Raw genomic sequence first — 12,889 nt, 5'->3', positions numbered from 1 at the left:
CTAGAAAAATGATGAACAGTACAAGCATTACAAGCTTATTCATTTATAAATTATAGGCTTGAATATGCCGTTAAGAACAGATTTAAGCAAGAGAGCCATTTAAAAAACAAAAAAGCCTTGCCGAAGCAAAGCTTTTAACATCTAAAATCGAATCGTTAAATCAAGAAACAAACTGTAGGAATAACCAGTATAGGCCACCTGATAAACAGATCGTTGCTGGTAAAGTAAATACCCATGCAGATAGAATCGTTCTGACTGTGGCAAAGTTCAAGCCTGACTTATTCGCAACCATGGTACCCGCAACCGCACTGTTTAAAACATGCGTTGTAGAAACTGGCATACCAAAACCATCAGCCGCCGCAATCGTACTCATCGCAACAAGCTCAGCAGACATCCCTTGACCATAGGTCATGTGATTCTTACCAATACGTTCACCGACAGTCACTACAATACGTTTCCAGCCCACCATGGTACCGAGACCAAGCGCAAGTGCCACTGCCACTTTTACCCAAGTTGGAATGTATTGTAAGAATGAATCCATATTGCTGCGATACTCTTTCACCACTTTCTTTTGTTCATCATTCATCACTGGCAATGCTTCAGCTTTGTCTAGACGTTTAAAAGCAGTCGTACTCAAGTACATGTCATTACGTAACTCTGCCACACCTTCTTCTGGAATGCTTTTGAGGTCACCATAAGCTGCAACTTTCTCGCCTAAATGATTGGTGATACTTGCCAATGCAGGTATAACTTCTGGCGTTTGTTCTTTGGTTTGAATATAGGTGGTCAGCACTTCACGCGCTTTTTCATCAGAATAATCTTGTCGATCAACATTTAAAACCAAAGCCGTTTGAGAAGACAATTGTTCAAATGACTGTAAATGTTTTTCATCTAAATTTTTATTTAATGAATATGCCAATGGAACCAAGCCAATCAAGATCAACATGATTAAGCCCATTCCCTTTTGACCATCATTTGAACCGTGAGCAAAACTGACCCCAGTACAAGTGAAAATCAAGATACCGCGAATTAACGGCGGTGGTGGCTTATTGCCAACAGGTGGTTGGAACAACTCCATTTGGTTTTTAAATATCTTCTTAACCAACAAGAATAGAACCGCAGCGAAAGCGAAACCAATCATTGGCGAGAACAGTAGAGCCTTACCAACTTTAAGCACTTGATCCATGTCAATGCCACTGGTCGCACCAGTTGAAGCATTGAGCAAGTGGTTCATAATCCCCACACCCAAAATTGAGCCAATCAATGTATGTGAGCTAGAAGCAGGAATACCGAGAAACCATGTTCCCAGATTCCACACAATCGCTGCAATCAGCAATGCAAATACCATCGCAAAGCCTGCACCACTGCCTACATTCATAATCATTTCAACAGGAAGCAATGCAATAATACCGTATGCAACTGCACCACTGGCAACCATAACCCCTAAGAAGTTACAGAAGCCCGCCCACATCACCGCTACAGGTGCAGGAAGTGCATTGGTATAAATGACCGTCGCTACCGCATTGGCAGTATCATGGAAACCATTTACAAACTCGAAAGCCAAAGCAATAAAAAGAGCCGTTGATAATAAAATGACAGAATATAAACTTAAAGCAGGAACATGTGCTAAGTCAGCACTCACCTGAAAACCGATATAAATAAGTGTTGCAACAATAATCGTCAAAAACACCGGCATAAAAAATTTCGGTGTTGGTACATGTACATTCGTTGATTTTGCCGCTGGGTTGGCAAGTGGTGAATCCGAAGCAGGGGGAAGATTAGAATTCATGTAGACGGACAGAGGATGATGAAATCCCCCGTATTGTTTAATTAAATTATGACAATTATATGACAAAGGAATGCCATATGAAGCCAAAATTTCATACTTTTACATCAATTTTTCATGTTTTTTGGCGACAAATCCACCTTATTACTTTATTAAAACCAATAAAAACAAACAATTAATAAAACAAAAACACTTTAAAAACTGTTTGTCTGATTTTGCAACAAATGCTACGAAAGTTGACATGTTATTGTCATATTTCAGGACACTGTTTTATTTTTAAACATTATTACTTTTAATTATTGCAGTTTAATGAAACGTTGAAGACATTTTTAATGTGAACTGACAGATCATCACTCTACTGTACTGAAAATATACGCATTGATACGGCTTCTGTTACAATGCCCCTGCTTTTTATCTTCATCATATACTGGGGTTCCTTATGTCCACACTTGCCACCCTAAAATCACTTCTCGCCCAGCGCATCCTGATCATTGATGGTGCGATGGGAACTATGATTCAACGCCATAAATTAGAAGAAGAAGATTATCGTGGGGAACGTTTTGCAGACTGGGCATCGGACCTTAAAGGTAATAATGATTTATTGGTTTTAACACAACCACAAATTATTCAAAGCATTCATGAAGCGTATTTGGATGCTGGTGCTGACATTATCGAAACCAACAGCTTCAATGGTACTCGCGTCTCAATGTCCGATTACCACATGGAAGATTTGGTTCCAGAGATCAACCGTGAAGCTGCGCGTTTAGCCAGAGCTGCCTGTGATAAATACTCAACGCCAGATAAACCACGCTTTGTGGCTGGTGTATTGGGGCCAACATCACGCACCTGTTCAATTTCGCCAAATGTAAATGATCCTGCGTTTCGTAACATTACTTTCGATGAACTTAAAGAAAACTATATAGAAGCAACCCATGCTTTGATCGAAGGTGGTTCAGACATCCTCCTGATCGAAACCGTTTTTGATACCTTAAACTGTAAGGCTGCGATCTTCGCGGTCAAAGAGGTCTTCAAGCAAATCGGTCGTGAACTGCCATTGATGATTTCAGGCACGATTACCGATGCTTCTGGTCGTACCTTAACAGGTCAAACTGCCGAAGCATTCTGGAACTCTGTCCGTCACGGCGATTTACTTTCTATCGGCTTTAACTGTGCTTTGGGTGCAGATGCGATGCGTCCGCACGTTAAAACCATTGCCGATATTGCAGATACCTTTGTCTCAGCGCATCCAAATGCAGGCTTGCCAAACGCGTTTGGTGAATATGATGAAACACCTGAACAAACGGCTGAATTCATCAAAGAATTTGCTGAAAGTGGTTTAATCAATATCACGGGCGGATGCTGTGGTACCACACCAGATCATATTCGCGCTATTTATAATGCCGTAAAAGATATTAAACCGCGACAAATACCTGAAACCGTTCCTGCCTGTCGTTTAAGTGGTTTAGAGCCATTTAACATTTATGATGACTCACTCTTTGTGAATGTCGGTGAACGTACCAACGTCACAGGTTCAAAAAAATTCCTGCGTTTAATCCGTGAAGAAAACTTTGCAGAAGCCTTAGAAGTTGCTCAGCAACAAGTGGTAGCAGGCGCACAGATCATCGATATTAATATGGATGAAGGGATGCTCGATTCGCAAACTGCGATGGTGCATTTCCTGAATCTTGTGGCATCTGAGCCTGATATTTCTCGTGTACCGATCATGATTGACTCATCAAAATGGGAAATCATTGAAGCAGGTTTGAAATGCGTACAAGGTAAACCCGTCGTCAACTCGATTTCATTAAAAGAAGGTTATGACGAGTTTGTCGAGAAAGCACGCTTATGCCGCCAGTATGGTGCTGCTGTGATTGTCATGGCTTTTGACGAAGCTGGACAAGCAGATACCGCTGCGCGTAAACGCGAAATCTGTAAACGCTCTTATGACATTTTGGTCAATGAAGTCGGCTACCCTGCTGAAGATATTATTTTTGACCCGAACGTCTTTGCCATTGCAACAGGTATTGAAGAACACAACAACTATGCTGTGGACTTTATCGAAGCAACGGGTTGGATCAAACAGAACTTACCCCATGCGATGATTTCAGGTGGTGTATCTAACGTCTCATTCTCATTCCGTGGGAATGAACCTGTCCGTGAAGCGATTCACTCAGTATTCCTCTATCATGCCATCAAACAAGGCATGACCATGGGGATCGTCAATGCTGGGCAAATGGCCATTTATGATGATATTGACCCTGACCTCAAGGCAGCAGTTGAAGATGTGGTTCTCAATCAAAACCAAGGTGAGTCGGGTCAAATCGCCACTGAAAAGTTGCTTGAAGTTGCTGAAAAATACCGTGGTCAAGGCGGTGCACAACGTGAAGCGGAAAACCTTGAGTGGCGTAATCAATCTGTAGAAAAGCGTCTTGAATATGCCCTTGTTAAAGGCATCACCACCTATATTGATGAAGATACAGAAGAAGCGCGTTTAAAAGCAAAACGTCCACTTGATGTCATCGAAGGCGCATTAATGGATGGTATGAACGTCGTCGGTGACTTATTCGGTTCGGGCAAAATGTTCTTACCACAAGTGGTCAAATCTGCGCGCGTGATGAAACAAGCGGTGGCATGGCTGAATCCGTATATCGAGGCGGCAAAAACAAATAGCAAGCCTAAAGGTAAAGTCCTGATGGCAACCGTCAAAGGCGACGTTCATGATATTGGTAAAAATATCGTGGGTGTGGTACTTGGTTGTAATGGCTACGACATCGTTGACCTTGGAGTCATGGTTCCTTGTGAAAAAATCTTGCAAACGGCGATTGATGAGAAATGTGACATCATCGGTTTGTCGGGTTTGATTACCCCGTCACTCGATGAAATGGTGTTTGTTGCCAAAGAAATGCAGCGCAAAGGCTTTAATATTCCGCTATTGATTGGCGGTGCGACCACATCGAAAGCCCATACCGCAGTAAAAATTGACCCGCAATATTCAAATGATGCGGTGATTTATGTTGCCGATGCATCGCGTGCGGTGGGTGTTGCAACAACCCTACTTTCACCTGAAATGCGTGGTAGTTTTATCGCAGAACAACGTGCTGAATATGCCAAAATTCGTGAGCGCTTAGCCAATAAGCAACCTAAAGCGGCAAAACTGAGCTACCCAGAATCTGTTAAAAATGGCTTTAAGGTCGATAAAGACTATGTGCCGCCGATTCCAAATACATTGGGCACACACGTTCTCACCAACTACCCACTTGCAACCTTGGTGGAGTATTTCGACTGGACACCATTCTTTATTTCTTGGAGTTTGGCAGGAAAATTCCCGAAAATCTTACAAGACGAAGTCGTGGGTGAAGCAGCAACAGATTTATATAACCAAGCTCAAGCGATGTTAAAAGACGTGATCGACAATAAACTGTTCGATGCACGTGCTGTGTTTGGTTTGTACCCTGCGCAACGTACTGGTGCGGATACGGTCAGTGTATTTGATGAATCGGCTCAACAACTCACGCATACTTTTGAACATGTACGCCAGCAATCTGACAAAGTCACAGGTAAACCAAATCTGTCTTTAGCTGACTTTATTAAACAATCTGAGCAGCCAGAAGATTATTTAGGTGGTTTTACCGTGTCGATCTTCGGTGCGGAAGAATTGGCAAATGAATATAAAGCCAAAGGTGATGACTATTCTGCAATTTTAATTCAGTCTTTGGCAGATCGTTTTGCTGAAGCATTTGCAGAACATTTACATCAGCGTGTCCGTAAAGAGTTTTGGGGCTATAAAGTCGATGAGACTTTGGACAATGATGAACTGATCAAAGAAAAGTATGTCGGTATTCGTCCTGCACCGGGTTACCCTGCTTGTCCAGAGCACTCTGAGAAAGCAGTGCTATTTGATTGGTTAGGTTCGGAAGAAAAGATCGGTACGAAACTGACTGAACACTTTGCGATGATGCCGCCTTCTTCTGTCAGTGGTTTCTACTATTCGCATCCTGAAAGTGAATACTTTAACGTGGGCAAGATTTCTCAAGATCAGCTTGAAGATTATGCGAAGCGTAAAGGTTGGACACTGGATGAAGCGAAGCGTTGGTTAGCGCCTAATTTAGATGATTCGATTGGATAAACTTATGTGATAAAAAACCCCCTCGATTGAGGGGGTTTTTTTCCTTATCTTGAATTAAGGACTCCTGCGATGTAAATCGTTCCATTTAATACATCTTTTCCTAATTTAACATTATCAAATTTAAAAGTTTTTTTATCCGAATTGATTGATAAGCCTAAACAAGAGTTATTACGATCTCCGCAGGTTATCTTTGATTCACCATCAACACTTTCAATTGATAGATTTCCGTTAAACTCTTGAATTATATTTAAAAAATATGATTCAGAATAATTCTTTAAATTGATTGCATATATTTTCTGATCATTAATGACATAAGCGAAATCAATCCTTGAGGTTGATAATAGAACATTTTCATTGTTGAGGCTTAAATTAGAGATATTTCTAGGGATATCAAAATTTATATTTAATATTTTATTTATATCTCTTTCTTTATCATACAATTTTAAGTTTTCCATATTAATTGATAATATTTTTCCATTATCTGTCCATGAGATAAATGAAGCTGGAACAAAGTCATCAAAGGAAAAAATTAATTTACCTTTTTTATTATAATTAATAATTTCTAAGCGTGTATCCTTGAATGAATTACTCTCTGCTACACCTTGGTAAATATGAATACTAATAGTCTCTTCATCATTTTTAAAATTAAGATGGTCTACACTACTGATATACTCACCGCTACCATCTCTATAGAAAACAACGTCGGAATCTATCTCAGATAGTTGATAAGTTTGATCATCAAATTTTAGGCTTCCTTTTTTCTTTATTTCTGGAAATCGATTTTTATTGAAAGCTAGCCAATTAGATGGAATTTTGAATTCCAAATCACCTGAAATAGTTGCAGGTATAGCTCTTGCACTCTCTCTTTCCGCTTCCTCTACGTAATCTCTAATCAGTTGATTAGAATTTTTTTTAAAACTTACCTTTAATTTTCGACCAACTTCGTCAAATCTATAACTAGTATTATCGGCACATTCCAAATAACTGATACAGAATAAAAAACTATATTTGTAATTACTTCCCCAAGCAAGTGTAGCAAAACTAGCTTTTTTATTTTCCGCTATAAGTCTTAGATCTCCGTAAAAAAAATCATTTAATTTATCAAACTCCCAAAAAGAAAGAGTTACGTCAGGGTCATTTCCTTTAGCACTTAAACTATAATTTCCAACTTTCAAATTTAGCTTAATTTTATCGTTAAACTCCTCAGCTTGAATTGTGAGTATATTTTTTTCAACTGAACCTCCTACTTTCTTATCACTACCACATCCAGTGATAAGAAAAACTGTTAATACACTTATACTTATTAATTTAAAATTCATAAATCACCTAATTATTTTATAATATACAAGAATTTAATAATTACAGATAAATTTGTTTCTGTGAATAAAATTCGTTTTTTAAAATTTAGCGAGCCCTCCCTGACCTTAAAAGTTGAGAGATACTCATACCAACTATTTAACCTATATTTTTTTAATCCTCCCTAACCATCCTTTAAAAATGAGAAGGTACAGATAATAAAATAACAACTTTAGATTTACGACAGCCCTCTTTACTAAAAGGTATTGCAATCTCTGTTTCCAAAAAAAATAACTACTTGATACAGATTAGAATTTAGAATAAATCACTTAAATGACAACTTTTTCTTTCTGTAACATCACTAATTGAATCAACTAAAAGCATATTCTTACTCCCATCACCTCTATAAGCTCCAACAACCTCAGCATATACAGGTTTTATCATATCTTTTTCCTTAGATAAAAAGTTTGAAACTGCTTTTTCACCACTCCATTCAGCATCTTTTAGTTCATATATATTTCTACTAATATCACAACGCGTCAAAATCACTTTCTTGTTTTTAACATCCAACGTCCCAATGAAAATATCCATCACCTCATTTGATTCAATAGACTCAGCAAAAGCAGCCAAAGGATTCAGCAACATATACAAAATTAAAGCTAATATGAGGTAAGTTTTTTTCATTGAAACGCTCCTAACGTGTGATGTAAGAAAATACGAAAATATATTCGACATCTGGTTTAATCAATTCTATTGTTTGAGTTTAGTATATTTATCAGGGGATGGCTGTTTCAAATTTTTATAATAAGGCTTCATTAATCTCCACTTTTAAGCAGACATCTGCTCTGCAAACAACACGCCATCCAAGTGATCCATGTATAGCGTGATGCCAAAACTGTATTTAAGCAAACCTCACCGCCGCAATTCAGACGAATGCTATTTAAGGCTCTTTCTTCTCACAGCTCTTTCTGTTTCTCAATCAAATCATCAAGGTTCTGATAAACACGTAAGATACGATCTTTATGAGTTCGTGCATGATCTAGACGTTGTTCAGGATCGACCAAAAGCAAGGTATGCCCATCATCAATCAAACGATCGACTCCCTCTAGGAACATACGTTTACCGACATCATGAATGATTGAAATTTGAGTCAAATCAATCACGATTGTGCTTTGATCAATCGGCTCGGCTTGTAAAATACGCAATAACATTTCTGCTTCAGTAAATTTCAAAACGCCCCGAAGCACATACACACTTAAGGATGCATTTTTCCCAGTACGATAATGACTCTGTACAATGGTCTGTGCTGAAGGTGTGCCTTCCATCAGATGCAAACCCATATCACGAGATAATCTTTCCAAGATATCAATGCCACGGACACTATTGCCGTGTTCATCGAGCTTCGGAGAAAAAACAGCAATACTGACCTGACCTGGCAACACACCTAATATTCCGCCTGCGACACCACTTTTGGCAGGAATTCCAACAGTCGTGAGCCAGTCACCTGCTGCATCATACATGCCACAGCTCATCATCACGCTCAGGACTTGTCGTACCACAGCGCTATTCAATAAACGTTTTCCTGTTTTAGGATCGATCCCCCCGTTGGCAAAAACACTGCCCATACGCACCAGATCTTTGACTGTTACCAATATCGAGCATTGACGAATATAGCCATTCACAATATCAACAGGATCAGTTTCCAAAATCCCGACTGTTCTCAACATATAACCGATTGAGAGATTGCGATATGCAGTTTTCACCTCAGAATCATAAACAGCATCATCAAAACGCAGTTCACGTCCTGCAAGCTCACTCAAAAATTGCCGTAAAATTTCTGCGCTAGATAAATTTTCTTTAGCGGGGATCAATGAATGTGTGGTGATTGCACCTGAGTTAATCATCGGATTTTTAGGACGGCGATCTTTACCCAATGAAATTTCATTAAATGCCTCACCCGATGGTTCAACCCCAACTTTATCTAATACAGCGTCAATGCCAAGCTGTTGTAGCACATAGGCATAAGTGAATGGTTTAGACATCGATTGAATTGTGAATTCAATCTCATCATCCCCAACTGAATAGATTTCACCATCTACTGTGGACAAAGCTAGCGCCAAACGATTGGGATTTGCATTTGCCAACTCAGGAATATAATCGGCTAGATGACCACCGTTATCGATATCACAGGCATCAATCACATGTGCCAAATAATCAGGAAGAGGAGTTTTCATGGTCATCTAGCCTTTGAATGTTTCAAGTTATAATTTAGATTAAGTCTTATAGTACAGATTACTGATAATATTGAAATTATAGCTTTTGTAATAATTTAAAGGTTGCCATACACCGTGTAAACTTAAAGTATGTTTTAAAATGCCATACATCAAACTAATTCATCCGCTCCACAAACAACACACCATCCAAATGATCAACTTCATGTTGAACAATACGCGCAGGAAAACCCTCATAAGTGGTTTCAACCACCTCACCTTGCAAAGTGTAATAACGTACTTTGATCGCTTGTGCTCGCTCCACTACCCCGCGCTGATCTGGCACACTCAAGCACCCTTCTTCACCTAAACAAGTGGCTTGAGAAAAGGCTAGAATCTCAGGATTCACCATCACTACTGCATCCATTTCAGGCGCATCGGGATAGCGTATATTTGGACGAGAAGCGACAATAATAATTCGTTTTGAAATATAAACCTGCGGTGCAGCAATCCCAACACCATTACGATCAAGCATGGTCGCATGCATCGCTGAAGCAAGTTGCATCAACCATTCACTATTAAACTCTCCATCCCCAACGGTTGCAGCTTTAAGGGTTAAAATATCTTCACCGCGCTGTGCTACAGCTAAAACCACACTCATAACAATGACCTTATTCTTGATCAAATAGTAAATAACATAGTATTGGATATTTCATGTGGCTTCTATCATTTTCACGCTAAAATAAAAAAACGCTCCGTATTGATGGTACGAAGCGTTTTTTCTAATCTAAGTTAAATTAAAGATTTTTCTTTAATTCATCAGCAACAATTTCAATTTCGAGTTGGCTAAATTTACGAATTTCACCTTCAGCATGTCTTTCTAGCATACCGCCGATCAATGGCACTTTTACTTTTACAGTCCAAGTCAAAGAGATATTTACTTTTTCACTGTCACCCGTAACACTACGCTCACCTTTTGCTTCTAAAGGTAAATTTGCACCCAACTCAACCGTTGAAGTTAAATTTTTCAAATGGGTAATATCAGAACGTTTTAAGCGGAATGCATTTTTTAACAACTTTTTCGCAACATCTGGAATATTTACATCAAGATTATATTCACGGCGCAGCGTATAAGTATCACCGTTTATAGCAGATTCAATAATTTCTAAGTTTTCCCCAGGAATACGTTTACACACTGCTTCATGCAAAGCTGTATTCGCAACCAGTCTTGAAAAGTCTTCAATTGAAACACCATGAATTGTTTCATTTACCGTAAATTGATGTGCCATTTTTAAATTTCCATTTCGTTTTATTTAGGATTTCATCACCGTCTGAAGTATATCATTCTCATTTGAATCGCAAAGTCTGAACCAGCAAAAATTGGTGACTGCTCCGATTAGTTATTCTTATTGTGATTTTCTCGTATGCCTAATTTTACAGCAACTGATGTTGTACGACTGATCGATAAATATTGATAGCCATATTCAATCACAGCATAGAACTGTTCAGCACCATCGTCTAAGCCTGTTGCCGACCATGTCGTACCTTGAGGAAATTCATTTAACCACGTCGCCTTATAAAAATCTGAAACCGAATCAAAACATAAATATGTTTCAGGATCGGCGATTATTTTAGTTGCTATCTGGTCGAATTTTTGCTGTTTAAAAGCATCTAAGCTGAGTAACACAAAGGTTCCTATTTTTATTTGCTTGAGGCGGCTTAAGTATGTTATCAACATATTAGGGTCTTCAACAAACCCAAATGATCACAACGATAAATTATAAGGAGTAACCATGTCTTATCAAAATATTTTAGTCCCTGTGGACGACTCTCCAATTTCTTATGCGGCGGTTGAACATGCACTGTCTTTGGCGAAATTATCCGGTGCAAAAGTCACAGTGCTGAGTGTGGTTGCAGTTGATCCTTATGTGGGCGTGGACTTTTACCAAGTTGCACCTGCGATAACTGAGCATTTTATGCAAGCTGAGGCACATGCAAAAACACAGTTACAGGACATTGCTCAATCATTTAGTCAAAATGATATCAATGTTGCCACTAAAATTTATCATGGCTCGGCCAGTGAAGGCATACTTTTTGTTGCTGATGAAATTGGGGCAGATTTGATTATTATGGGTTCGCATGGTCGTACTGGGGTAAAACGTTTATTGCTCGGTAGTGTTGCTCGTACAGTCCTGACTGAATCACACATTCCAGTTCTGGTCATAAAGCAATAAAGTATCTTCTGATTCAAAAACCTTGTGCTAAATCACAAGGTTTTTTATTGGATTGAATCTATTCTCGAAAAGTCGCACAGCTTTCAAAAACATGCTGCTTATATACCTTTAATTCAGAAAACTGAGGAATAATTGCCTCGCTTTGTGTCGGTCTTAAAAACACAAAATCATCTACTTGAATATCACAATCTTTCGGGACATTAACCAACTCTTGATTGCTACTACGTCCATACAAAACATGTGGGTGTGCTTGTTTTGGATAGACATAATTTGCTAGCCAATATCCTCCATAAATAAACAACGCCTTAGATTTATGTGGCAATTTATCGAGGAAAGACATAGACGGAAGCTGAGTAAAAGGCAGTACTTTTAATACGGGCGCGGCAATCCATAATGCAGGCTGCAAAGCTTTTAAAAAATCACTGTCAAAATCACTCGGTTTTAATAACATCGAACCAAAAGATAAGTCGTTGCAAACACTTTCAGTGGTATGAAAACTGAAAGTTGGACTACCACCACCATTAAAACAAAGTCCATCACTCCATAACGTTTGGAACTGTTTTTGAATGAAATTTTGATAATTGGCATAGGTCTGTTGTGATTCTATATAGGCAAGTTCAGGCTTTTTAATGATGGCTGGAATTTTAGTGACATGTGCATCGTAGCCCATTAAACCTGATAGCTTTAAATACTGTGGGTATTGCTGAATCAGCTTCAATATTTCAGCCAATTGCTGGGTGGATTCCACTCCACCTCGATGTAAGCCAACATCAATTTCAATATTCACGTTTAAGCAAATTGAATATACCTGAGCAATTTCTAAATACTGCTGTAGGCGTTGTTTGGTATCAATCAGCCACTGAATCTTGGCGTGTGACCATTCGGAATGCTTTTCATAAAAATAACCCGCGGCTTGGGCTGGCATGGGCTTGCCTAATAAGATATCAGCTTCAGCAAAATTTTCTAAGATTGAAATAATATGTGGTTGGTGAAACACCATAAAGCGTTGCGTATTGATCTGTTCAGACAACATTTTTAATAAGTCTAGACAGGCAAGCGATTTCACCACCAAACGTGCTTTCAAGTGTTGAGCATGTGAAAAACGCACTTGTACATGTTGGATATTTTGTTTTAAAGCAGCCGCATCCACGATGAGTTGTGGTGTCACAACCCCCTGTTTTTTTAGATTGAAATTGAGTTGTTTAAAATAATGATCCAACATTTTCATATCCTTTTC

The 12,889-nt window shown here is 38.9% G+C and carries 10 protein-coding genes; 2 read left to right on the top strand and 8 right to left on the bottom strand.

Annotation, left to right across the window (positions count from 1 at the left end):
- Positions 1–160: 160 nt before the first annotated feature.
- Positions 161–1,789 (bottom strand): inorganic phosphate transporter, encoded by a 1,629-nt coding sequence (locus tag J2Y37_RS07440; protein WP_349032415.1) that lies wholly within the window; start codon positions 1,787–1,789, stop codon positions 161–163.
- Positions 1,790–2,225: 436 nt separating this feature from the next.
- Between J2Y37_RS07440 and metH the strand changes: the two genes are divergently transcribed.
- Positions 2,226–5,912, top strand: coding sequence for a methionine synthase (gene metH, locus J2Y37_RS07435; protein ID WP_349032414.1), 3,687 nt, complete (start codon positions 2,226–2,228; stop codon positions 5,910–5,912).
- A gap of 44 nt (positions 5,913–5,956) precedes the next feature.
- Here metH and J2Y37_RS07430 read toward each other — a convergent pair whose 3' ends face one another.
- The 6 genes from J2Y37_RS07430 to J2Y37_RS07405 form a co-directional block, all read right to left on the bottom strand.
- A complete protein-coding gene (locus J2Y37_RS07430; RefSeq protein ID WP_349032413.1) occupies positions 5,957–7,231 on the bottom strand; it encodes a hypothetical protein in 1,275 nt (424 codons plus the stop codon).
- 292 nt (positions 7,232–7,523) lie between these two features.
- A complete protein-coding gene (locus J2Y37_RS07425; protein ID WP_349032412.1) occupies positions 7,524–7,892 on the bottom strand; it encodes a hypothetical protein in 369 nt (122 codons plus the stop codon).
- A gap of 272 nt (positions 7,893–8,164) precedes the next feature.
- Positions 8,165–9,442: a glutaminase gene (locus J2Y37_RS07420; RefSeq protein ID WP_349032411.1), complete on the bottom strand. Its 1,278-nt coding sequence runs from the start codon at positions 9,440–9,442 to the stop codon at positions 8,165–8,167.
- Between the two features lie 154 nt (positions 9,443–9,596).
- Positions 9,597–10,079 (bottom strand): peptide deformylase, encoded by a 483-nt coding sequence (def, locus tag J2Y37_RS07415; protein WP_349032410.1) that lies wholly within the window; start codon positions 10,077–10,079, stop codon positions 9,597–9,599.
- A 136-nt stretch (positions 10,080–10,215) separates the two neighbouring features.
- Complete coding sequence (locus J2Y37_RS07410; RefSeq protein ID WP_005195693.1) at positions 10,216–10,707, bottom strand: DUF2505 domain-containing protein; 492 nt, start codon at positions 10,705–10,707, stop codon at positions 10,216–10,218.
- Between the two features lie 107 nt (positions 10,708–10,814).
- Entirely contained in the window at positions 10,815–11,156 is a 342-nt protein-coding gene (locus tag J2Y37_RS07405) for a hypothetical protein (protein WP_349032409.1), read from the bottom strand.
- Between the two features lie 55 nt (positions 11,157–11,211).
- Here J2Y37_RS07405 and J2Y37_RS07400 point away from each other — a divergent pair, with 55 nt between their 5' ends.
- Positions 11,212–11,652 (top strand): universal stress protein, encoded by a 441-nt coding sequence (locus J2Y37_RS07400; RefSeq protein WP_004668980.1) that lies wholly within the window; start codon positions 11,212–11,214, stop codon positions 11,650–11,652.
- A 58-nt stretch (positions 11,653–11,710) separates the two neighbouring features.
- Here J2Y37_RS07400 and J2Y37_RS07395 read toward each other — a convergent pair whose 3' ends face one another.
- Positions 11,711–12,874 (bottom strand): alanine racemase, encoded by a 1,164-nt coding sequence (locus tag J2Y37_RS07395; protein WP_349032408.1) that lies wholly within the window; start codon positions 12,872–12,874, stop codon positions 11,711–11,713.
- Between the last annotated feature and the right edge of the window lie 15 nt (positions 12,875–12,889).

This window comes from Acinetobacter sp. 3657 (genome assembly GCF_031456775.1).
Classification (GTDB): domain Bacteria; phylum Pseudomonadota; class Gammaproteobacteria; order Pseudomonadales; family Moraxellaceae; genus Acinetobacter.
The sequence above is the reverse complement of the archived record's forward strand: the minus strand, read 5'-3'. Positions and strand labels throughout refer to the sequence as shown.

Coding starts and splice junctions, on each gene's coding strand:
- J2Y37_RS07425 (WP_349032412.1), bottom strand. CDS start 7,892: ATGAAAAAAACTTACCTCATATTAGCTTTAATTTTGTATATGTTGCTG.
- J2Y37_RS07430 (WP_349032413.1), bottom strand. CDS start 7,231: ATGAATTTTAAATTAATAAGTATAAGTGTATTAACAGTTTTTCTTATC.
- J2Y37_RS07405 (WP_349032409.1), bottom strand. CDS start 11,156: ATGTTGATAACATACTTAAGCCGCCTCAAGCAAATAAAAATAGGAACC.
- def (WP_349032410.1), bottom strand. CDS start 10,079: ATGAGTGTGGTTTTAGCTGTAGCACAGCGCGGTGAAGATATTTTAACC.
- metH (WP_349032414.1), top strand. CDS start 2,226: ATGTCCACACTTGCCACCCTAAAATCACTTCTCGCCCAGCGCATCCTG.
- J2Y37_RS07400 (WP_004668980.1), top strand. CDS start 11,212: ATGTCTTATCAAAATATTTTAGTCCCTGTGGACGACTCTCCAATTTCT.
- J2Y37_RS07420 (WP_349032411.1), bottom strand. CDS start 9,442: ATGAAAACTCCTCTTCCTGATTATTTGGCACATGTGATTGATGCCTGT.
- J2Y37_RS07395 (WP_349032408.1), bottom strand. CDS start 12,874: ATGTTGGATCATTATTTTAAACAACTCAATTTCAATCTAAAAAAACAG.
- J2Y37_RS07410 (WP_005195693.1), bottom strand. CDS start 10,707: ATGGCACATCAATTTACGGTAAATGAAACAATTCATGGTGTTTCAATT.
- J2Y37_RS07440 (WP_349032415.1), bottom strand. CDS start 1,789: ATGAATTCTAATCTTCCCCCTGCTTCGGATTCACCACTTGCCAACCCA.